Source organism: Pseudomonas koreensis, assembly GCF_024169245.1.
Taxonomy (GTDB): Bacteria; Pseudomonadota; Gammaproteobacteria; order Pseudomonadales; family Pseudomonadaceae; genus Aquipseudomonas; species Aquipseudomonas koreensis_F.
Window position 1 is genome coordinate 703233 of record NZ_JALJWP010000001.1, and the last position, 22206, is coordinate 725438.

Below are 22206 nucleotides of genomic sequence, written 5' to 3' on the forward strand. Positions count from 1 at the left end.
AGGCATACCAGCTCGCCCAGCAACTCATAATCCTTTGGTCCACGGTTCGAGTCCGTGTGGGCCCACCAAATTGAAAAGCCGCGCTGAATGCGCGGCTTTTTTGTGGGCTGATGATTTCTCAGTCTTGCCAAGCTAGACGCTCGGAACATGGCCGAGTTCTCTGACCAAGCAACCTGGATCGATCTTGCTCTACCCGATTTGAGAACGCTCTCGAAAGAACTTCGATCAGCCGCAACCGAGGAAATAAAAAGGGCTGACGATCCCGCAGCCGCCTTGGGAATACTTTGGATTCATCGATGAGTCAGTCATGGCCGTGACTATCCTGACGCCTATTGGAAACGTTGCGGTTGGGAGAGACAAACTTGCCCACATCGTTGAAAAACGCCCGGACTCGCGCGAGCGCTATGTTCGACACGCTATCGATACCTTAACGGGCCCCTTTGAAATATGGAAAGTCCGCTACGATAACGGCGGACACCGCGTGGCATTCATCAATGCGTATGAGGCGAAGAATGACATGCTCGTGGTTGTGGATATTCGCGATGGACACGTTCTCTGGAATTTCATGCATGCTCCGGCGAGAGCCATGAACAGGCATCGAAAAGGCGAACTTTTGTATAAGCGGTACATTCTTACGGACAAAAAAAGGGCAGCCATCGGGCTGCCCGTAACATCTGAATCCTGATATTTGCATCCTCAGGAAATGGGATGAAGAGGTCTCACCTGACACCGATGTTGCAGCATCGCTGAGGTACCTACATCTGCTGATGCCCTGCAAGGCAGCAGATTTCGCGCTCTTGTTGGCATTCTTGGGAAACAGGGCAGACAAGTCAAATCAATTGTCAGAACATTTGTTTCAGCAAAACCATCCGCGACCACTTTGCTATGGCGCAGAAGCTTATCGTTGTTTGCCTGTAGAGTGCGCCTCCCTCCGACCCAACGCCAATGGAACCTCCCTTGCCAGATACCCGCCACCCCACTCTCGACGAAATCGACCGCCAGCTGATCGCCGCGCTGCAAATCAACGCCCGCGAAAGCGTGGCCATGCTTGCTCGGCAACTGGGGATTGCGCGTACGACGGTCACGTCGCGCCTGGCCCGGCTGGAAAAGGCCAAAGTAATCACCGGCTATGGTGTGCGCCTCGGTCGGCGTGTGGTCGATGGTGGATTGCAGGCCTACGTCGGGATCAAGGTGCAGCCACGCTCCGGCAAGGATGTGCTGCGGCGCTTGAGTGCGATGGCGCAGGTGCAGCAGCTGTGTGCGGTGAGTGGCGAGTTTGATTATGTAGCGTGGTTGCGCACCGATTCGCCGGAGCAGCTGGATCAGTTGCTGGATCAGATTGGCAGTGTTGATGGGGTGGAGAAGACCACGACGTCGATCATTTTGAGTAGCAAGATTGATCGTGGGCAGCCGGTTTGAGGTTTTGACCGAGCTTCTCGGGTGAATTTCAGAGCCTCTTCGCGAGCAGGCTCGCTCCCACATTTTGGTCAGTGTGTAGTCGCCGCTCGTCATATTGAACGTTAATCTGGCAAAACGACGACACATTGCGCCTTATTAACGCGCTCCACGCTCCCTAGAATGGCTGGCATCTTTTCCTATACTCAAACGCGAATCCTGCGTCGGGTCGCCAATAAGGTCAGCCATGAACAAGAACAATCGCCATCCTGCAGACGGAAAAAAACCTGTCACCATTTTCGGTCCGGACTTTCCGTTCGCGTTTGACGACTGGATCGAACACCCGGCCGGTCTCGGCAGCATTCCTGAGCACAATCACGGCGCTGAAGTGGCGATTGTCGGCGCGGGTATCGCCGGGCTGGTAGCCGCTTACGAGCTGATGAAGCTCGGCTTGAAACCGGTGGTTTACGAGGCGTCGAAACTCGGCGGTCGTCTGCGCTCGCAAGCCTTCAACGGTACCGATGCCATCGTCGCTGAGCTCGGTGGCATGCGCTTTCCAGTGTCCTCCACGGCGTTTTATCACTACGTGGACAAGCTCGGCCTCGAAACCAAGCCTTTCCCCAACCCGCTGACCGGCGCTTCGGGCAGCACCGTGATCGATCTGGAAGGCGAAACCTATTACGCCGAAAGCCTGAAGGATCTTCCTGCATTGTTCCAGGAAGTAGCCGACGCCTGGGCGGATGCGCTGGAAGCCGGTTCGCAGTTTTCCGATATTCAACAAGCCATTCGCGATCGCGATGTGCCGCGCCTGAAAGAGCTGTGGAACAAGCTGGTGCCGCTGTGGGACGACCGGACCTTTTACGACTTCGTCGCCACCTCGAAGGCCTTCGCCAAATTGTCGTTCCAGCACCGCGAAGTGTTCGGTCAGGTCGGTTTCGGTACCGGCGGCTGGGATTCGGACTTCCCCAATTCGATGCTGGAAATTTTCCGCGTCGTGATGACCAACTGCGATGATCACCAGCACTTGGTGGTCGGTGGCGTCGAGCAGGTGCCGCAGGGCATCTGGCGCCATGTGCCGGAGCGCTGCGTGCACTGGCCGGCCGGCACCAGCCTGAAATCCCTGCACCGTGGCGCGCCGCGTTCCGGGGTGAAGAAAATTGCCCACGCGCCGGAGGGCCGCTTCGCCGTTACCGACAATAACGGTGACACCCGTGAATACGCCGCAGTGCTGACTACCTGCCAGAGTTGGCTGCTGACCACCCAGATCGAATGCGACGAAACCCTGTTCTCACAGAAGATGTGGATGGCCCTCGACCGCACCCGCTACATGCAATCCTCGAAAACCTTTGTCATGGTCGACCGACCGTTCTGGAAGGACAAAGACCCGGAAACCGGTCGCGACGTGATGAGCATGACTCTCACCGATCGCCTGACCCGTGGCACCTATCTGTTCGATAACGGAGACGACAAGCCGGGAGTGATCTGCCTGTCGTACTCGTGGATGAGCGACGCGCTGAAAATGCTCCCGCATCCGGTGGAGAAACGCGTCGAACTGGCGCTGAACGCGTTGAAAAAGATCTACCCGAAAGTCGACATCGCCGCACGCATCATCGGTGATCCGATCACTGTGTCGTGGGAAGCCGATCCGTATTTCCTCGGTGCTTTCAAAGGCGCCCTGCCCGGCCATTACCGCTACAACCAGCGTATGTACGCGCACTTCATGCAGGACGACATGCCGGCCGAGCAGCGCGGGATTTTCATCGCCGGCGACGACGTGTCCTGGACACCGGCATGGGTCGAAGGCGCGGTGCAGACTTCGCTGAACGCGGTGTGGGGCATCATGAAACATTTCGGCGGATCGACACATAAAGAGAACCCGGGCCCGGGTGATGTGTTCAAAGATATCGGCCCTATCGCCCTGCCCGAGTAAGAGGATTCCCCGATGCGCGTAGCCGTTTACCAATGTCCACCGCTGCCACTGGACCCCGTCCCCAACCTGCATCGCCTGCACCAGGTGGCGATGGAGGCCAAGGGCGCTGATCTGCTGGTGCTGCCGGAGATGTTCATGACCGGTTACAACATCGGCGCCGAAGCGGTCAGCACGCTGGCCGAGGTTTATAACGGTGAATGGGCGCAGCAGATCGGCAGGATCGCCAAGGCTGCCGGTCTGGCGATCGTTTACGGTTACCCGGAGCGCACCGCCGACGGGCAGATCTACAACGCCGTGCAACTGATCGACGCCCACGGCGAGCGCCTGTGCAATTACCGCAAGTCGCATCTGTTCGGCGACCTCGATCGGTCGATGTTCAGCTCCGGCGAAGCGGAGCTGCCGGTGGTTGAGCTGAACGGCTGGAAACTCGGTTTCCTGATCTGCTATGACCTGGAGTTCCCGGAAAACGCGCGGCGCCTGGCCTTGGCCGGCGCCGAGCTGATTGTGGTGCCGACGGCGAACATGATTCCGTTCGACTTCGTCGCCGACGTCACGGTGCGGGCGCGAGCCTTCGAAAACCAGTGCTACGTGGCGTACGCCAATTACTGCGGACATGAAGGCGACATTCAGTACTGCGGACAAAGCAGCGTCGCCGCACCGGACGGCAGCCGTATCGCCCTGGCAGGTCTGGACGAAGCGTTGATCGTCGGTGAACTGGACCGCCAATTGATGAACGACTCACGCGAAGCCAACCGCTATCTCAGTGATCGCCGGCCAGAGCTTTACGGCGCGCTGAACCGTCGCTAATCCGCTAGCATGGGCACTTCACTGTTCTGGAAGTGCCCATGCCCGCGCCGACTCATCCCCGTTCCCATACTGAAACCCTGGCCAACGGCTTGCGCGTGACCCTGCGCCACGTGCCCGGCCTCAAGCGCAGCGCTGCCGTGCTGCGCGTGGCGGCCGGCAGTCATGACGCGCCGTTGGCATGGCCGGGGTTGGCGCATTTCCTTGAGCATTTGCTGTTTCTCGGCACCCAGCGTTTTCCCACAGACGAAGCGCTGATGGCCTACGTGCAACGTCACGGCGGGCAGGTAAATGCCAGCACGCGCGAGCGCACCACTGATTTTTTCTTCGAGCTGCCCGTGCCGTTGTTCGGCGCAGGGCTCGAGCGTCTGTCAGACATGCTCGCCCGGCCGCGTATGAATCTGGACGATCAACGGCGTGAACGGGAGGTGCTACAGGCAGAATTCGTCGCCTGGTCGCAAGATCCGACCGCACAGCAGCAATTTGCCTTGTACGACGGTTTACCAGAGCAGCACCCATTGCGCGGTTTTCATACGGGCAATCGGGACAGCTTGCAGGTGGATTCGCCGGCGTTTCAAACGGCACTGAAGGGTTTCCATCAAAGGTTTTATCGAACCGGGCAAATAAGCCTGAGTCTGGCTGGGCCGCAGAGTGTCGATGAGCTGCGCGAGTTGGCGCTGCAATTCGCAGCGGTATTGCCGATCGGCGATAACGTTGCCCAGGTCGCGCCGCCACCGCTGACAGTGAAAAGTTATCAACAGGTCGGCGCTCACGCGAACCTGCTGTTTGCTTTTGACGCCTTGCCTGACTCATCCGCCGAAGCGCTGGCCTTTCTCTGCCATTGGTTGAATAGCGCCAAAGCCGGTGGATTGCTCGCGTATCTGCAACAACAGAACCTGGCTGACAATCTGAAAGCCACGCCGGTTTATCAGTTCGCCGGACAAGCGCTGGTGCATCTTCAATTCAATGTTGATGGCGGCCGGTTGAATGCCATTCGTGAGCAACTGCTGGACTGGCTGAGCTTTTTCGCCCGCCAAGACTGGACGCCGCTGCGCGAGGAATACACCGCCCTGCTTCAGCGCCAGCAACAAGTCAGCGGCGCATTACAACTGGCGCGCCTCGATGTTGAGCAGCATGCACTCGGCCTGTCCGAATCGGGCGCTGCCGCACTTGCGCATATCCTCCGCGAAATCGGGGTTGTGGATAACTTCAGCGAACATTGGCACCGGCCCGCCGCCAATCCTTTCCTGCGGGCCAGTGAACCGCCGGCCAACGCCGGGCTGATTCGCGGCCAGACCAGCGCCCACCGTGGCCTGCGCACGTTCGCCCAGGATCGCTCGCGCAGTCGTCGTGAACGCTCGCCGATGCAGTTCAGCCAGGCGCTGACGGACAACAGCGATGAAGGCGCAATTTATCTGCGTTGGCAGGTCGAAGCGGCAGCCAGTGCAGATCTGCGCTCAAGATTGCAGCGCAGTCTGCGCCAGACACGACAGGACGCGGCCGAGGCCGGAGTGGATATGTCTTTCAGCGCCGCGGGTAACCAATGGCTGCTGAAAATGACGGGGCTGCAAGAATCCATGCCCAACGTCCTGGAGCATGCGCTGAAATGTCTGACGGCCATCGGCCCCGATTCGCCGCGCGACGATGCACAGACTCCCTCGATGCCGATCCGCCAACTGCTCGAAGCGTTACCGGAAACGTCCCTGCCGACAAATGAAACCAGCGATGACGCCAAACAGCTGTGGACAACTTCGCGCTGGGACGGCCTTGCCCTCGGGCTTAATCAACAAACCCAATCAGCCATGGGCCTGGCGCTCAGCCGCATTCCCGGCACACCCGACAACCAGCTACCGATGACTGCGCGCAACAACGGCGAGTTCCGCTGGAGCCGAATCGACACGGCCTCCACCGAACATGCCCTACTGCTCATCTGCCCGACCGCCAGCCACGACATCGCTGATGAAGCCGCTTGGCGCCTGCTTGCGCAACTGTGCCAGACGCCTTTCTACCAGCGCCTGCGCGTCGAACTGCAATTGGGTTACGCCGTATTCAGCGCGTTGCGTCAGTTGCATGGCAAGACTGCGATTGTCTTCGGCGTGCAATCGCCAACGACCTCAACGGTCATCCTGCTTGAACATGTGCAAGCGTTCTTCAAGAGCATTCCAGCGCTGGTCGAAACGCTCGACGACACGAGTTACAAGCAACAGCGCCAAAGCCTCGCCGATCAGTTCGACGACGCCACACTGTCCACCAAGGACACAGCCGAACTTCTCTGGCAGGGTAAACTCGCCGGCCATTCGTCGGCTTACCGTGAACAATTGATCAGGGCGATCCAGCAGCTCGATCGCGAGGCTATGCTGGCCGCTGCGCAGCGCCTGATCAATGCCGAGGGTGGCTATCTCTGCCTGGCCAATGAATCGATGCCCGGCGCGCCGTGGCAAGCGGCAAACTGATCATTACCGAGTCTGCAAGGAGCTTTCTCAAAGATTCACGGGTCACTGCGCTGAAATTTTGAGTAACATAGCCGCCTAACCAATTGGAACGTCATCGCGCTGCCGTGGACTATAACTATGGATAGCGCTATCCCAACCCACAGAAGGAGACATCTCATGGCCTGGACCAAACCTGCTTACACCGACCTGCGTATCGGCTTCGAAGTCACCATGTACTTCGCCAGCCGCTGAGTTCTGCTAACGCAGAATCGCAGTGCAACGCCTCGGCTCGCCGGGGCGTTTTATTTTCCGCGTTGAAATGATGGAGCGTTCATGTTCGTCCAGATTCTGGGATCGGCCGCCGGAGGCGGTTTTCCGCAGTGGAACTGCAACTGCGTCAACTGTGCAGGCTTTCGCGACGGTAGCCTGAATGCCAAGGCCCGCACCCAATCCTCCATCGCCATTTCCGATGACGGCGTGAACTGGGTGCTGTGCAATGCCTCGCCGGACATCCGCGCGCAACTGCAAAGCTTCGCACCGATGCAACCGGGTCGGGCCCTGCGCGACACCGGCATCAGCGCGATCATCCTGATGGACAGCCAGATCGACCACACCACCGGCCTGCTCAGCCTGCGCGAAGGCTGCCCGCATCAGGTCTGGTGCACGGACATGGTTCACGAAGACCTCAGCACCGGTTTCCCCCTGTTCAAGATGCTCACCCACTGGAACGGCGGGCTGGAATGGAACCGCATCGAACTCGACCAGAGTTTCACCGTAGCGGCCTGCCCGAACCTGCGTTTCACGCCGTTGCCGTTGCGCAGCGCCGCACCGCCGTATTCGCCGCACCGTTTCGATCCGCATCCGGGCGACAACATCGGCTTGATCGTTGAAGACCTCAACACCGGCGGCAAGCTGTTTTACGCGCCGGGCCTGGGCAAGGTCGATGCGCCGCTGCTGGAAATCATGGCGGGCAGCGATTGCCTGTTGGTGGACGGCACGATGTGGGACGACGATGAAATGCAGCGCCGTGGCGTTGGCACGCGTACTGGCCGTGAGATGGGCCATCTGGCGCAGAACGGGCCTGGCGGCATGCTCGAAGTGCTGGAGCAACTGCCTGAGCAGCGCAAAGTGCTTATCCACATCAACAACACCAATCCGATTCTGGACGAGGATTCGCCGGAGCGCGCGGAGCTGGCGCGGCGTAATGTTGAAGTGGCGTATGACGGCATGAGTATTGTGCTGTAAGCATTTGAGACCGCTGCGCGGTCTATCGCGAGCAGGCGAAGGCCTACATTGGAATGCGATCACCTGTAGGAGTGAGCCTGCTCGCGATGAGGCCGGTACAGACACCAGAGATTTCCAGGGTTGTTCCCGGAGAACAGACATGACCGACACCCCGCTGTCCCCCGCCGAATTCGAAGCGGCCCTGCGCGCCAAAGGCGCCTACTACCACATCTACCACCCCTACCACGTGGCGATGTACGAAGGCCGTGCGACCCGCGAGCAGATTCAGGGCTGGGTCGCCAACCGCTTCTACTATCAGGTGAACATTCCCCTGAAAGACGCGGCGATCCTCGCCAACTGCCCGGACCGCGAGATTCGTCGCGAGTGGATTCAGCGCCTGCTCGATCACGACGGCGCGCCCGGTGAAGACGGTGGCATTGAAGCCTGGCTGCGCCTCGGCCAGGCTGTCGGTCTCGATCCGGATCAGTTGCGTTCCCAGGAACTGGTGTTGCCCGGTGTGCGTTTCGCCGTCGATGCCTACGTCAACTTCGCTCGGCGCGCCAGTTGGCAGGAAGCCGCCAGCAGTTCGCTGACCGAACTGTTCGCGCCGCAGATCCACCAGTCACGCCTGGACAGTTGGCCGCAGCATTACCCGTGGATCGACCCGGCCGGTTATGAATATTTCCGCACCCGCCTCGGTCAGGCGCGACGTGATGTCGAGCATGGGCTGGCAATCACCCTTGAGCACTACAAGACTCGCGAAGGCCAGGAGCGCATGCTGGAAATTCTCCAGTTCAAACTGGACATTCTTTGGAGCATGCTCGATGCCATGAGCATGGCCTACGAACTGAACCGTCCGCCGTATCACAGCGTGACCGAACAACGGGTCTGGCATAAAGGAATCACCTTATGAGTTTCGACCGCAGCCAAGTGCCGAAATGGCGTCCCGGCTACCGCTTCCAGTACGAACCGGCGCAAAAAGGCCATGTGTTGCTGTATCCGGAAGGCATGATCAAGCTCAACGAAACGGCTGCGCTGATCGGCGGCCTGATTGACGGTGAGCGTGATGTCGCGGCGATCATTGCCGAACTGGACAAGCAGTTCCCCGGCGTACCCGAGCTTGGTGACGACATCGAGCAATTCATGGAGGTTGCCCGTGCACAGCACTGGATCGAACTTGCCTGATTCGTCCGTGCAAGTCCCGCCAAAACCTGAAGTCGGCCTGCCGCTGTGGCTGCTCGCCGAGCTGACCTACCGTTGTCCGCTGCAATGCCCGTACTGCTCCAATCCATTGGATTTCGCCGAGCAGGGCAAAGAGCTGACCACCGAACAATGGATCAAGGTTTTCCGCGAAGCGCGGGAGATGGGCGCGGCGCAGCTGGGCTTTTCCGGCGGCGAACCGTTGGTGCGCCAGGATCTCGCCGAACTGATCCATGAAGCGCGGCAGTTGGGTTTCTACACCAACCTGATCACCTCCGGCATCGGTCTGACCGAGCAGAAGATCAGCGACTTCAAAAAGGCTGGACTCGACCACATCCAGATCAGTTTCCAGGCCAGTGACGAGCAAGTGAACAACCTGCTCGCCGGCTCGAAAAAGGCCTTTGCGCAGAAGCTGGAAATGGCTCGTGCGGTGAAGGCCCACGGCTACCCGATGGTGCTGAACTTCGTTACCCACCGGCACAACATCGACAAGATCGACCGTATCATCGAGCTGTGCATTGCGCTTGAGGCCGACTTCGTCGAACTCGCCACTTGCCAGTTCTACGGCTGGGCGCAGCTCAACCGTGTCGGTCTGTTGCCGACCAAGGAACAGCTGGTGCGCGCCGAACGCATCACCAACGAATACCGAGCCAAACTGGAAGCGGAAGGGCACCCGTGCAAGCTGATTTTCGTCACCCCCGACTACTACGAAGAACGCCCGAAAGCCTGTATGAACGGTTGGGGTAGCATCTTTCTGACGGTGACTCCGGACGGCACGGCCCTGCCCTGCCATGGCGCCCGCCAGATGCCGGTGCAGTTTCCCAACGTGCGCGATCACAGCATGCAGCACATTTGGTATGACTCGTTCGGCTTCAATCGCTTTCGCGGTTACGACTGGATGCCCGAGCCGTGCCGCTCTTGCGACGAGAAAGAAAAAGACTTCGGCGGCTGCCGCTGCCAGGCGTTCATGCTCACCGGCGATGCCAGCAATGCCGACCCGGTGTGCAGCAAGTCCGAACATCACGGGGTGATCCTCAAGGCCCGCGAAGAAGCCGAGACCGCCACTCAAACCATCGAACAACTGGCCTTCCGCAATGAACGAAACTCACGCCTCATCGCCAAGGGCTGAGCCTTTCAGCGCCGCCCAGGCCGTCGCTGCCGGAACCGACTTCGCCGAACTGCAGCTCGGCGTCCACGGCCTGTTCTGGAATGAATATCGCCCAGAGGATGCCGCATGCCGAATCTGGCATTGGCGCGAGGGCGTGGCGAAACGTCTGACGCCGGATGGCTTCAGCGTGCGTAGCCGCGTGTACGAATATGGCGGTGGCGCGTTTTGTCTGACGCCTGACGGGGTGGTTTTCGTCAATGAGGCGGATCAGCAGATGTATCGGCAGGCGCTGGATGGCGCGCCGGTCGCGCTGACGTCGACTGACTGCCGCTATGGCGATCTGCAATTTGCCAGTGGTCGGGTGCTGGCGGTTGAAGAGCAGCATGATCAGCATCGGCTGGTGGCGATTGATCTGGCGACCGGCACGCGACAAGTGCTGGCGGAAGGAGCGGATTTCTACGCGGCGCCAACGTTGAGCCCGGATGGTCAACGTCTGGCTTGGATCGTGTGGAGCCGACCGCATCAACCGTGGACGGCGACCCGTTTGATGGTCGCTGAAGGTGATTTTTCTGCGCCTCGTTGTGTGGCTGGCAACGATATCGAAGAGTCAATCCAGCAGCCGCGCTTCGATGCCGATGGCCGTTTGTATTGCCTGACGGATCGTGGCGGTTACTGGCAGCCGTGGCTTGAAACGTCCCGAGGCTTGCAAGCGCTGCCCGGTGCCGAGGCCGATCACGCGCCCGCACCCTGGCAGCTTGGCGGCTGCACCTGGCTGCCCGTCGGTGATCAATTTCTAGCCACTTGGAGCGTGGATGGTTTCGGTCGCCTGACCCTTGGCGATGAAGATTTCAGCGGTGACTACAGCCGCTTCCGCCACTTGGCGATGGATCAACAATTCATCTATTGCATCGCTGCATCGCCGGTAAGCCCGTCGGCAGTGATCGCCATTGATCGTGTCTCTCATGCCGTGAAAATCCTCGCTGGCGGCGTGGCTCCATTGCCTGCCGAACGCATCAGCCGCCCGCAAACCTTGCGTTATCCGAGCGGCTCCGGCGAGGCGCACGGTTTCTTCTACCCGGCCATGAGCGGTGAAGCGAAACCGCCGCTGGTGGTGTTTATTCACGGCGGCCCGACGTCGGCGTGCTATCCGATCCTCGATCCGCGCATCCAGTACTGGACCCAGCGCGGCTTTGCTGTCGCCGACCTCAACTATCGCGGCAGCAGTGGCTATGGTCGTGAATATCGTCAAGCGCTGCATTTGCGCTGGGGCGAGGTGGATGTCGAGGATGCCTGCGCGGTGGTCAGCTACCTCGCTGACCAAGGTTTGATCGAGGGTGACCGCGCGTTCATTCGCGGCGGCAGCGCGGGCGGGTACACGACACTGTGCGCGCTGGCGTTCAGACAAGTCTTCCGCGCAGGCGCCAGCCTCTATGGCGTCAGCGACCCGGTGGCTTTGGCGCGGGCCACGCACAAGTTTGAGGGCGATTATCTGGACTGGCTGATCGGCGATCCCGAGCTGGATGCCGAACGCTATGCCTCCCGCACGCCATTGCTGCACGCAGACAATATTCGCGTGCCGGTGATTTTCTTCCAGGGTGAACTGGACGCGGTGGTCGTTCCGCAACAGACCCGCGACATGGTCGCGGCGCTGGAGCACAACGGCATTGCGGTGGAAGCGCATTACTACGCCGACGAACGTCACGGCTTTCGCCGCGCGGCCAATCAGGCGCATGCGCTGGAGCAGGAATGGAAGTTTTATCGGCGGGTGATGGGACTGGCTGACTGAAAACCGTGTCGTCCCGTTCGCGAGCAGGCTCGCTCCCTCAGGGGACTTGTGTACAACACAGATCCAGTGTGGGAGCGAGCCTGCTCGCGAAAGCTATCTAAGTTGCGCTACCGGACTCAACGCTTGGCGATGATATACACCGCATGCACGATCCCCGGAATGTAGCCGCACAGCGTCAGCAGAATATTCAGCCAGAACGCCCCGCCAAACCCGACCTGCAGAAACACGCCCAGTGGCGGCAACAGAATAGCGATGATGATACGAATGAAATCCATGGGGCAGCTCCTGAATGGGGGTTGGCTCACTTGAGCCATACAAGCTAATCGACCTGCGCCGTTCGTCAGGGTTCACTACGGTTGCTATTTGATCGCCAGCACCACAAAAAAACGCCCCACGCCAAAAGAATCAGGCGTGAGGCGTGCGTTATACCGCGAGACGGTTCGGGTATTTCAATTCAGACGGCAATGCCCTTGCGGCATTGCAACTGGGCAGTGCGCACTCGCGAGAAGGCGCGGCCCAGACGCAGGAGCATTTCGTCGATGTTGGCTTTGCTGACAGTGAGGGCCGGGGTGAAGCGCACGCAGTCGGCTTGCGCGGCGTTCAGGATCAATCCCTCGTGCAGTGCGGCGTGAACGACGGCGTCGGCGCATTCGTCGGACAACGTCAGGCCATAGAACAGGCCTTGGCCGCGCAATTCGCCGTGGTTGTAGCGGTGAGCCAGTCGCGCCAGACCTTCGCGCAAGTGCTGGCCGTTGTCGTTGACCTGCTGGAGGAAGCTGCGGTCATGGATGCTGTCGAGCACCACTAGACCGGCCGCCGTCATTAGTGCGTTACCGTGATGAGTGCCGCCCAATTCGCCAACGCCGAAACAGCAGGCCGTGCCCCGCGCCAGCAAAGCCGCCAATGGCAATCCGCCGCCAAGGCCTTTGCCGAGCACAACGATATCGGCGCGAATGCCGTAGGACTGTTCAGCGAGCAAGGTGCCGCAGCGACCGATGCCGGTCTGCACTTCGTCCAGAATCAGCAGAATGCCCAGGTCACGACACAGTCGCTCGACGCCTTTGAGATAGTGCCCGGCCGCGGGAATAACCCCGGCATCGCTATGGATCGGCTCAAGCATGATCGCAACGGTCTGCGCGTCGACCGCCGCGTGCAGGGCCGGCAGGTCGTTGAATGGCACTCGATCGACCGTCGCCAGACTGCGGCCATGGCAACCCTCCTGCGCCACGATGATCCGCGAAGCGCCGCCGCGATGCAGTTGCCCCCATCTGCGCGCCAGTTTGATTGCCGCGTCACAAGCCTCGCTGCCACTGTTGGGCAGGTACGCCTGATCGCTGGACGTGCTGGCGCACAAACGTTCGGCGAGGCTGAGCATGCCGCGGTTACGCAGATTGAAGCCGGGATTGATCAGCGCCTGGGCCTGATTGGCGATGGCTTTGACCAGCGCCGTAGGGCTGTGGCCAAGGCTGTTGGCGCCGCCGGCCTGGGAAAAGTCCAGGTAGGCGCGATCATTGCTGTCCCACAGCCAGGAGCCCTGGCCGCGAACGAACACTTGATGCGGCCGCTCGACACTGGGCATCAGGCGTTGGGCATTGAGGTGGTCGGTCATAGCGGACGGCCCCGCCTCGAAGGTGAGGTCATCCAGACTCGGCGTCTGGCGCCGCGAACTGAACAGATTCATGCGGAAAAACCTCGCTTGAGGTCTTTTGAACTGCCTATGTAATCACGAACGAAGCAAATGGAATTCGTCACGCTTTCTGGCCCTGCAAGCCTTGTGAATACGGTTAGACTAGGCGCGCGGGCGGCTTCCGGCCATTTCGATTTCCAAGCTATTTCGATAAGCATTACTTATGGATTTCAAACAACTGCGTTATTTCGTCGCGGTCTACGAAGAAGGACACGTCGGCCGTGCGGCTGAGCGTTTGTCGATCTCGCAACCAGCGCTGTCGCAGCAGATTCGTCAGCTTGAGCAGAACCTTGACGTAACGCTGTTCGAACGCAGCAGTAAACGCCTGCTGCCGACCCTCGCTGCGCACACCTTGTACAACCACGCGTTACCGCTGCTCGATGGTTTGCAACGAGCACGCGAGGCCTTGGGTAATTTCAAGGGGCAGGCGTTGCGAACCCTGGCGATCGGCGTGCTGCAAACGGTGCACACCAGCCTCGTGCCGCAAATGCTCGAGCGTGTGCGCAAGGCGCAGCCGCATCTGGTGGTGCAAATCTATGAACTCACCGGACTGGAAATCGAGCGACGTCTGCTCAATGGTTCGCTGGACATTGGCATCAGCTATCTGCCGCCGCGCCAACCTGGGCTGCATGGCGTGTTGCTGTACGAGGATGAACTGACGCTGGTCATCCCGGCGGATCATCCCTTGCGTGATTTCAAGAAGGTCTCGATGCGCCAGGCCGCTGAGCTGCCAATGTTGCTGCTCGGCGAAGAGTTCCAGATCCGGCAGATCTGGCAGGCACAATTGACCAGCCTCGGACGTCGCCCACAGGTGCAGGCCGAGTTGAACAATATGCTGGGGATTCTCGACAGCCTGCCGCACACCAAGCTGGCGACGGTGCTGCCGGGGCGCTCGCAAAAGGAATACGACGATGAGTATCTGCTGTGGAAACCGCTGAGCGAGCCACGCGTGCCGTTGAAAGTCGGCCTGGTGTGCCGCGATGTACAACGCCAGCAGGCTTCGTTGGCTCTTTTGCGGACATTGCTTGAAGAAGTCATCGACCGCGAAGTGCAACGGCCGCTGGATCCGCTGGGCTGAAAACTTTTCTTCAGGCAAAAGAAAACCCCGCCGAAGCGGGGCTTTGCAGACTGTTTCCCTGACATCCATTTCACTCCGCCACCCTGGCAGAATCCTACGTGTCCGTGTTGTTTACTTTGCGCTTCCTGCGCGACGTCCATGAAATGTAGATTAGCCGTGGATCCAATGTACGCATATGGGAGAACAGCAGCACGTCACGTAAGCAAATGCTTACATGACGCGCGCGGGATCAGAACTGTGCAGCATCGAGCAGGAAGAGCGACTCGCTACCGGCCTTGACCGACGCGCTCAGCGAATGAATACGCGGCAGCAGGCGGGCGAAATAGAAGCGTGCGGTGCCCAGCTTGCTCGCATAGAAATCATCTTGCGCCTCCTTGCCCAGCGCGGCTTTGGCCATCAATGCCCACATGTAGGCGTAAGCCGTGTAGCCGAACGCTTGCAAATATTCGACCGAGGCCGCGCCGATTTCGTTCGGATTGTTTTTCGCCCGATCCAGCAGCCACGCGGTCAGCTCGTCGAGGGTGTCGACGGCATCGTTCAGCGGCTTGGTGAACTCGCTCAGATCGGCACTGGCGGTTGCGGTGAAATGGCGGATTTCATCAGCAAACAACTGGTAGAACGCGCCGCCGCTGCCAACGATCTTGCGCCCGACCAGATCCAGCGCCTGAATGCCGTTGGTGCCTTCGTAGATCTGGGTGATGCGTACGTCACGCACCAGTTGTTCCTGGCCCCACTCGCGGATGTAGCCGTGGCCGCCGAAGATCTGCTGCCCGTGGACGGTGGTTTCCAGACCCAGATCGGTCAGAAAGGCTTTCGCCACCGGCGTCAGCAACGCCACCAGGTCTTCCGCGCGCTTGCGGGTGGTCGCATCCTCGCTGAACTTGGCGGTGTCCAATTGCATCGCCACATAAGTGGAGAACGCACGGCCGCCTTCGTTCGAGGCTTTCATGGTCAGCAGCATGCGCCGAACGTCCGGGTGGACGATGATCGGGTCAGCAACTTTGTCCTTGTTCTGCGCGCCGGTCGGCGAACGGCTCTGCAGACGATCGCGCGCGTATTCGATGGCATTCTGATAGGAGCGCTCGCCTGTGGCCAGGCCCTGAATGCCTACGCCCAGACGCTCGTAGTTCATCATGGTGAACATCGCCGCCAGGCCTTTGTTCGGCTCGCCGACCAGATAGCCGACGGCTTCGTCGAAGTTCATCACGCAGGTCGCTGAGGCCTGGATGCCCATCTTGTGTTCGATCGAACCGCAGTTGGCCGGGTTGCGCGCGCCAAGACTGCCATCGGCATTGACCATGAACTTCGGCACCAGGAACAGCGAAATGCCTTTCGGACCGGCCGGGGCGTCAGGCAGCTTGGCCAGTACCAGGTGAATGATGTTTTCGGTGAGGTCGTGCTCGCCACCGGTGATGAAGATCTTGGTGCCGCTGACCTTGTAGGAACCGTCGGCCTGAGGTTCGGCTTTGGTGCGAATGATCCCCAGATCGGTGCCGGCGTGCGGCTCGGTCAGGCACATGGAACCGGCCCAGATGCCGGCGTACATGTTCGGCAGATACGCGGCTTTCAGCTCTTCGCTGGCATGGGCATTGATCGACAGGCAGGCACCGGCGGTCAGCATCGGGTACAGACCGAACGCCAGGCTGGCGGAGTTGACCATTTCTTCAACCTGCGCCGACACGGCTTTGGGCATGCCCATGCCACCGTAGGCCGGATCACCGCCGACGCCGACCCAACCGCCTTCGGCATAAGTCTGATAAGCCTGTGGGAAACCGGCCGGCGTGGTGACGGCACCATCCGCCCAATGGCAACCTTCCTCGTCAGCGGCACGGCTCAGTGGCGCGATGCATTTGCTGGTGACCTTGCCGGCCTCTTCGAGAATCGCTTCAACGGTTTCGGCGTCGACGGTCTCGGCCAGCGCCGGCAGCTCGGCCCAGAGTTTGGCGACTTCGAACACTTCATTGAGGACGAAGCGCATATCGCGCAGCGGCGCTTTGTAGTCAGCCATGGCAAACCTCGCAAGATCTAAACAGGTGGTTCGTGGAATGATGTTTTCGTTGATCCGGAGTGTACCTCAACAACTTTTGCGACACATAGGGTCAGCCGGTGACTGTTTTGTTATTTTTAGTCACCACAAAAAATCGCAGCCTTCAGCGGGTCCTACAAATAAAACGCGATCCCCTGTAGGAGCTGCCGCAGGCTGCGATCTGTTGTTTTACCTAAAGCGCAAACGACTCCGCCGGCAAAGTCATCAAGCAATCACTCCCCGCCTCGATTGCCGCCTGATGCGAAGCCGTACGCGGCAACAAGCGCTTGAAATAGAACTCGCACGTCGCCAGTTTGCCCTTGAGGAAATCAGCCTCACCCTCGCCTGCGTCCAGCTGTGCCTGCGCGACCAACGCCATGCGCAGCCACAGGTAGCCAAGGATGATGTAGCCGCTGTACATCAGATAATCGACCGATGCGGCACCGACTTCATCCGGGTTTTTCATGGCGGCCATGCCAACCTTCATGGTCAGCTCACCCCATTGTTGATTGAGCCCGTCGAGTTGCGCGACGAAGCTGCCCAATTGCGCATGTTCGGCATTCGCTGCGCAGAACTTGTGGACGATCTTGGTGAAGCCGCGCAGCAGCTTGCCCTGGCTGCCCAGCACTTTGCGCCCGAGCAGGTCGAGCGCTTGAATGCCGTTGGTGCCTTCGTAGATCGGCGCAATCCGGCAATCACGCACCAGTTGCTCCATGCCCCACTCACGAATGAAACCGTGGCCGCCAAACACCTGCATGCCGTGGTTGGTCACTTCCAGGCCGGTGTCGGTCATGAACGCCTTGCAGATCGGCGTGAGGAATGCCAACAGATCTTCGGCTTCCTGACGCGCCTGGGCATGGCTGCTCAGGTGCGCAACATCAAGCATCTGCGCGGTGAAATAGGTCAGCGCGCGGTTGCCCTCGTTGAAGGCTTTCATGGTCAGCAACATACGCCGCACGTCCGGGTGGACGATGATCGGGTCGGCAGGTTTTTCCGGGGCTTTGGCACCGGTCAACGCGCGCATCTGCAGGCGGTCATTGGCGTATTTGACGGCGCCCTGAAAACTCGCCTCGCCCAGACACAGGCCCTGCATGCCGGTGCCCAGCCGCGCGTGGTTCATCATGGTGAACATGCAGTTGAGGCCCTTGTTCGGCTCGCCGATCAAGTAACCGGTGGCGGCATCGAAATTCAGCACGCAGGTGGCCGAGGCCTTGATGCCCATTTTGTGCTCGATCGAGCCGCAGGAAACGCCGTTGCGCTCGCCTGCTTCGCCTGCTGCATCAGGGAGGAACTTGGGCACGATAAACAGGGAAATGCCCTTGGTTCCGGCCGGTGCATCCGGCAGCTTGGCCAGCACCAGGTGGATGATGTTGTCGCTCAGGTCATGCTCGCCGGCGGAAATGAAAATCTTGCTGCCGGTGATCGCGAAGCTGCCGTCAGCCCGGGGCACCGCGCGGGTCTTGATGATGCCCAGATCGGTGCCGCAGTGGGCTTCGGTCAGGCACATGGTGCCGGTCCACTGGCCAGCGGTGAGTTTGCTCAGGTAAGTGTCTTTCTGCTCGGCGGTGCCGTGGGCGTGGATCGCCGACATCGCGCCGTGGGTCAGGCCCGGGTACATGCCCCAGGACGTGTTGCTGGAGCCGACCATCTCGCTGATCACCAGCCCCAGCGAGCTCGGCAGCCCTTGGCCGCCGTAAGCCGGATCGGCCGCCAATCCGTGCCAGCCGCCCTCGACATATTGTGCGAAGGCTTGCTTGAAGCCTGTAGGCGTTGTCACCACACCGCTGTCGAAATGGCAGCCCTCTTCGTCACCGCTGCGATTGAGCGGGGCCAGCACGTTTTCGCAGAACTTCGCGCCTTCCTCGAGGATGGCGCTGATCATGTCCGGGCTGGCGTCATGCGCGCCGAGCTTGGCGTAGCTGGTGTGGAAGTCGAATACGTGATCGATCAGAAAGCGCATGTCGCGCAGGGGAGCTTTGTACTCGGGCATGGTGGCTTCTCCGTCAGCAGATGCCACCAACCTACTGCCGGCCACCCCGCCCCGACAATCACTGTGCGGGCGCTGAATGCGCCGTCATCACTCAACCCGCAGCGGTGTCCATGCGCACCGCGCCACGACGGTTCTGCCCGAATGCCATGACGCAGTTACGCCCGGCGCCCTTGGCGCTGTACAACGCCTGGTCGGCGGACTTGAGCACTTCTTCCGGGGTGCGCTGCTCCACGCGTTCGGCGACGCCGATACTCACAGTCACCGACACGGCCGAGGCGCCAGAACCGCTGCGCCGCTGGCGCCCTTGCTGATCATCCTGCGGACGGTTTTCCTGGTTGCGCAACTGAATGCTGTAGGACGCAATCGATTCACGAATCACTTCCAGGTGTGGCATGCATTCCTCAAGGGTTTTGCCTGCAAACACCAAGGCAAATTCCTCACCCCCGTAGCGATACGCCCTACCGCCACCGCTGATTTTCGACAGTTTGCTGGCGACCAGACGCAGCACCTGATCACCGACATCGTGGCCGTGGGTGTCGTTGAATTTCTTGAAGTGGTCGACGTCGCTCATCGCCAACACGTAGTTGCGCCCCAGGCGTTGCATACGTTCGTTGAGCGCGCGTCGACCCGGCAGACCGGTGAGTTCGTCGCGGAAGGCCATTTGATAGGCCTCATGCGCAACCGCTGCGGCGATCATCAACATTACCTGGCTGCACATGATGTTGAGGGTGAACGGCAGAATGAACGTCTTCGGCAGCATCCAGAATACCCCGAGCAAGCCGACCAGTTGCGCCGCGTGCAAGGGACGCGGGTTGCGCCAGTATTGCCAGGCCAGCAACAGGAAGGCCGAGATGAATACCGGGTAGGACAACTGGATCAGGCTCATCCAAGCGCCATGCAATGCCGGCCAGCGGATCTCCGACAGCCACAGCAGCAGCGCTTGTGGATAACTTTGTTCCAGGCCCAGCGCCACACTGCCAAACGCCAGCAGCACAGCGAACCGCGCGACCATGTCCTGAAACAGATGGGTACGCTCCTGCCATGCCGCGAACAGCCCGAACAATAACGGCAGCAGCAGACAGACCAGATGGAACACCACTGCAGCGTCTTCGCGCACTTTGCCGTTGTCGCGGTAAAAGTCGGTCTGGGTGTCGAGCAGAAAATAGGCGATGTACACCGTGAGCATCAGAAACAGTTCGCGCTGACGCCGGTACACCGCGCAATACGCTCCGCCGAGCAGAAGAACCAGGGTCGGCAAGACGTTGAACAGGGACGTGAAGAACACACTGAGGTCTTTGACGTACGCAGCCGCCAGCCCCGCAAGCAATAACAGCAGTGATGGCAGGAAATGGCTGAAACGTACAGCGGAAGAACGCGGCAAGGGTAAGCTCCGACCCGTCATAGCAAAGAGATGGCATTGTGCCTGCAAAGTGCGGCCAAGCCCACACAATGTGATCCAGATCACATACGGTCTCTTTAACGGCCGGAAGCTCGACTTACTGAGCGGTCCGCAAACAAAAAAACCGCTGCCCCCTAACGGGAGCAGCGGTTTTCGGCAGACTGCGGTAAGGCTTAGTAGCCCAGTGCGAAGTCTTCTTCTTTCATGTCCATCAGGTTGCCAGCGCCCGACAGCATAGTGGCCACGTGTGTACGGGTACGCGGCAGGATGCGGTGGAAGTAGAAACGCGCGGTTTGCAGCTTGGCGGTGTAGAACGCCTCGTCCGTGGTGCCGGCAGCCAGTTTTTCCGCAGCCAGACGCGCCATGTCCGCCCAGAAATAGGCCAGGCAGGCATAACCGGAGTACATCAGGTAATCCACGGAGGCCGCGCCGACTTCTTCGCGATCTTTCATGGCGGCCATACCGACCTTCATGGTCAGCTCGCCCCATTCCTTGTTCAGTGCAGCCAGCGGCGCGACGAATTCCTGGACGGCTTCGTTGCCTTCGTTGGTCTGGCAGAACTTGTGGACGATCTTGGTGAAGCCTTTCAGAGCCTCGCCTTGAGTCATCAGCACTTTACGGCCGAGCAGGTCGAGGGCCTGGATGCCGGTGGTGCCTTCGTACAGCATCGAAATGCGGCTGTCGCGAACGTTCTGCTCCATGCCCCACTCGGCGATGAAGCCGTGGCCGCCATAGATCTGCACGCCGTGGTTGGCGGCTTCGAAACCGACTTCGGTCATGAACGCTTTGGCGATCGGGGTCATGAATGCCAGCAGTGCGTCGGCCTTCTTCTTCTCTTCTTCATCGACGCCGTATTTGACGATGTCGACTTGCTTGGCGGTGAAGTAGACCATCGCGCGGTTGCCTTCGGCGAACGCCTTCATGGTCAACAGCATGCGGCGCACGTCCGGGTGAACGATGATCGGGTCAGCGGCTTTGTCCGGCGCTTTCGGGCCGGTCAGCGAACGCATTTGCAGACGATCGCGAGCATATTTCAGACCGCCCTGGAAGCCGATTTCAGCATGGGCCAAGCCTTGCAGCGCGGTACCGAGACGAGCGGTGTTCATAAAGGTGAACATGCAGTTCAGACCTTTGTTCGCCGGGCCGATCAGGTAACCGGTGGCGCTGTCGAAGTTCATCACGCAAGTGGCGTTGCCGTGGATGCCCATCTTGTGTTCCAGCGAACCACAGCTCACTGCGTTGCGCGCGCCGATGGTGCCATCGGCGTTCGGCAGGAATTTCGGCACGATGAACAGCGAGATGCCTTTGGTGCCAGCCGGTGCATCCGGCAGGCGCGCCAGTACGATGTGGACGATGTTGTCGGCCATGTCGTGCTCACCGGCGGAGATGAAGATCTTCGTGCCGGAAACCTTATAGGACCCGTCAGCCTGAGGTTCGGCCTTGGTGCGCAGCATGCCCAGGTCGGTGCCGCAGTGCGGTTCGGTCAGGCACATGGTGCCGGTCCATTCGCCGGACACCAGTTTGGTCAGATAGGCTTCCTGCTGCTCAGGGGTACCGTGCTCGGAGATGGTGTTCATCGCGCCGTGCGACAGGCCTGGGTACATGCCCCACGACCAGTTGGCTTCACCAACCATTTCGCTGACTGCCAGGCCCAGCGACTCCGGCAGGCCCTGACCGCCGTGCTCAACGTCGTGCGCCAGGCTTGGCCAGCCGCCTTCGACGAATTGCTTGTACGCCTCTTTGAAGCCAGTCGGGGTTTTCACGCCGGACTCGCTCCAGGTGCAGCCTTCCAGATCGCCCACGCGGTTCAGCGGTGCCAGTACCTGCTCACAAAACTTGGCGCCTTCCTCGAGGATGGCGTCAACCATGTCCGGCGTGGCGTCTGCGCACGCTGGCAGGCTCTGATAGTGCGCTTCGTAGCCGAGCAGCTCGTCACGAACGAAGCGAATATCACGCAAGGGGGCCTTGTAGTCAGGCATAGCGATAAACCTCTGCTGATGTAACCGGGAATGAACGACCGTGTTGAGTTGTTGTGACGGTCAAACAGTTGTTTGAAACATACGTTTACGCCGAAATCTTGTCAAGCATCGATCTTTTGCCGTTCGTCATCAGCTTTTCCAAACGCGGGAAACGAAAAATCGCCGCGA

General features: G+C 60.0%; 18 protein-coding genes. 12 read left to right on the forward strand and 6 right to left on the reverse strand.

Going from position 1 to position 22206, the window contains the following annotated elements; all coding sequences use genetic code 11:
* The first annotated feature begins 307 nt into the window (after positions 1 to 307).
* From J2Y90_RS03315 to J2Y90_RS03365, 11 genes are all read left to right on the forward strand, one after another.
* A complete protein-coding gene (locus tag J2Y90_RS03315; RefSeq protein ID WP_253496444.1) occupies positions 308 to 685 on the forward strand; it encodes a PBECR2 nuclease fold domain-containing protein in 378 nt (125 codons plus the stop codon).
* Positions 686 to 957: 272 nt separating this feature from the next.
* Positions 958 to 1419 carry an Lrp/AsnC family transcriptional regulator gene (locus J2Y90_RS03320; protein ID WP_253496447.1) on the forward strand — a complete coding sequence of 154 codons (462 nt, stop codon included), beginning with the start codon at positions 958 to 960 and terminating at the stop codon, positions 1417 to 1419.
* A 223-nt stretch (positions 1420 to 1642) separates the two neighbouring features.
* Positions 1643 to 3325, forward strand: a complete 1683-nt coding sequence (locus tag J2Y90_RS03325) for a flavin monoamine oxidase family protein (protein ID WP_253496450.1) — start codon at positions 1643 to 1645, stop codon at positions 3323 to 3325.
* A gap of 12 nt (positions 3326 to 3337) precedes the next feature.
* Positions 3338 to 4132 carry a carbon-nitrogen hydrolase family protein gene (locus tag J2Y90_RS03330; RefSeq protein WP_253496454.1) on the forward strand — a complete coding sequence of 265 codons (795 nt, stop codon included), beginning with the start codon at positions 3338 to 3340 and terminating at the stop codon, positions 4130 to 4132.
* 38 nt (positions 4133 to 4170) lie between these two features.
* Entirely contained in the window at positions 4171 to 6582 is a 2412-nt protein-coding gene (gene pqqF / locus J2Y90_RS03335) for a pyrroloquinoline quinone biosynthesis protein PqqF (protein ID WP_253496457.1), read from the forward strand.
* A 156-nt stretch (positions 6583 to 6738) separates the two neighbouring features.
* Positions 6739 to 6813 (forward strand): pyrroloquinoline quinone precursor peptide PqqA, encoded by a 75-nt coding sequence (gene pqqA, locus J2Y90_RS03340; RefSeq protein WP_003444522.1) that lies wholly within the window; start codon positions 6739 to 6741, stop codon positions 6811 to 6813.
* 81 nt (positions 6814 to 6894) lie between these two features.
* Positions 6895 to 7806, forward strand: coding sequence for a pyrroloquinoline quinone biosynthesis protein PqqB (pqqB, locus tag J2Y90_RS03345; RefSeq protein ID WP_253496461.1), 912 nt, complete (start codon positions 6895 to 6897; stop codon positions 7804 to 7806).
* Positions 7807 to 7945: 139 nt separating this feature from the next.
* Positions 7946 to 8698 (forward strand): pyrroloquinoline-quinone synthase PqqC, encoded by a 753-nt coding sequence (gene pqqC, locus J2Y90_RS03350; RefSeq protein WP_042606685.1) that lies wholly within the window; start codon positions 7946 to 7948, stop codon positions 8696 to 8698.
* On the forward strand, positions 8695 to 8970 hold the full coding sequence (pqqD, locus tag J2Y90_RS03355; protein WP_253496465.1) for a pyrroloquinoline quinone biosynthesis peptide chaperone PqqD: 276 nt from the start codon (positions 8695 to 8697) through the stop codon (positions 8968 to 8970). Before pqqC ends, pqqD begins: the two co-directional genes overlap by 4 nt.
* On the forward strand, positions 8942 to 10114 hold the full coding sequence (gene pqqE, locus J2Y90_RS03360) for a pyrroloquinoline quinone biosynthesis protein PqqE (protein WP_253496468.1): 1173 nt from the start codon (positions 8942 to 8944) through the stop codon (positions 10112 to 10114). The genes pqqD and pqqE overlap by 29 nt, the downstream gene beginning before the upstream one ends.
* Positions 10080 to 11879, forward strand: a complete 1800-nt coding sequence (locus J2Y90_RS03365; protein WP_253496471.1) for an alpha/beta hydrolase family protein — start codon at positions 10080 to 10082, stop codon at positions 11877 to 11879. Before pqqE ends, J2Y90_RS03365 begins: the two co-directional genes overlap by 35 nt.
* Positions 11880 to 11995: 116 nt before the next feature.
* Here J2Y90_RS03365 and J2Y90_RS03370 read toward each other — a convergent pair whose 3' ends face one another.
* Both J2Y90_RS03370 and J2Y90_RS03375 read right to left on the reverse strand, forming a co-directional pair.
* Positions 11996 to 12154, reverse strand: coding sequence for a YqaE/Pmp3 family membrane protein (locus tag J2Y90_RS03370; RefSeq protein ID WP_003228885.1), 159 nt, complete (start codon positions 12152 to 12154; stop codon positions 11996 to 11998).
* Positions 12155 to 12333: 179 nt separating this feature from the next.
* Positions 12334 to 13560, reverse strand: a complete 1227-nt coding sequence (locus tag J2Y90_RS03375) for an aspartate aminotransferase family protein (RefSeq protein ID WP_253496473.1) — start codon at positions 13558 to 13560, stop codon at positions 12334 to 12336.
* 169 nt (positions 13561 to 13729) lie between these two features.
* Between J2Y90_RS03375 and J2Y90_RS03380 the strand changes: the two genes are divergently transcribed.
* Positions 13730 to 14644: a LysR family transcriptional regulator gene (locus J2Y90_RS03380; protein WP_253496475.1), complete on the forward strand. Its 915-nt coding sequence runs from the start codon at positions 13730 to 13732 to the stop codon at positions 14642 to 14644.
* A 229-nt stretch (positions 14645 to 14873) separates the two neighbouring features.
* Here the strand turns inward: J2Y90_RS03380 and J2Y90_RS03385 are convergent, their stop codons facing one another.
* From J2Y90_RS03385 to J2Y90_RS03400, 4 genes are all read right to left on the reverse strand, one after another.
* Positions 14874 to 16652, reverse strand: a complete 1779-nt coding sequence (locus J2Y90_RS03385) for an acyl-CoA dehydrogenase C-terminal domain-containing protein (protein ID WP_253496477.1) — start codon at positions 16650 to 16652, stop codon at positions 14874 to 14876.
* 211 nt (positions 16653 to 16863) lie between these two features.
* Entirely contained in the window at positions 16864 to 18660 is a 1797-nt protein-coding gene (locus J2Y90_RS03390) for an acyl-CoA dehydrogenase C-terminal domain-containing protein (protein WP_253496480.1), read from the reverse strand.
* Positions 18661 to 18751: 91 nt separating this feature from the next.
* Positions 18752 to 20041, reverse strand: a complete 1290-nt coding sequence (locus J2Y90_RS03395; protein WP_041476719.1) for a GGDEF domain-containing protein — start codon at positions 20039 to 20041, stop codon at positions 18752 to 18754.
* A 191-nt stretch (positions 20042 to 20232) separates the two neighbouring features.
* Complete coding sequence (locus J2Y90_RS03400) at positions 20233 to 22038, reverse strand: phenylacyl-CoA dehydrogenase (RefSeq protein ID WP_253496483.1); 1806 nt, start codon at positions 22036 to 22038, stop codon at positions 20233 to 20235.
* Positions 22039 to 22206: the final 168 nt, after the last annotated feature.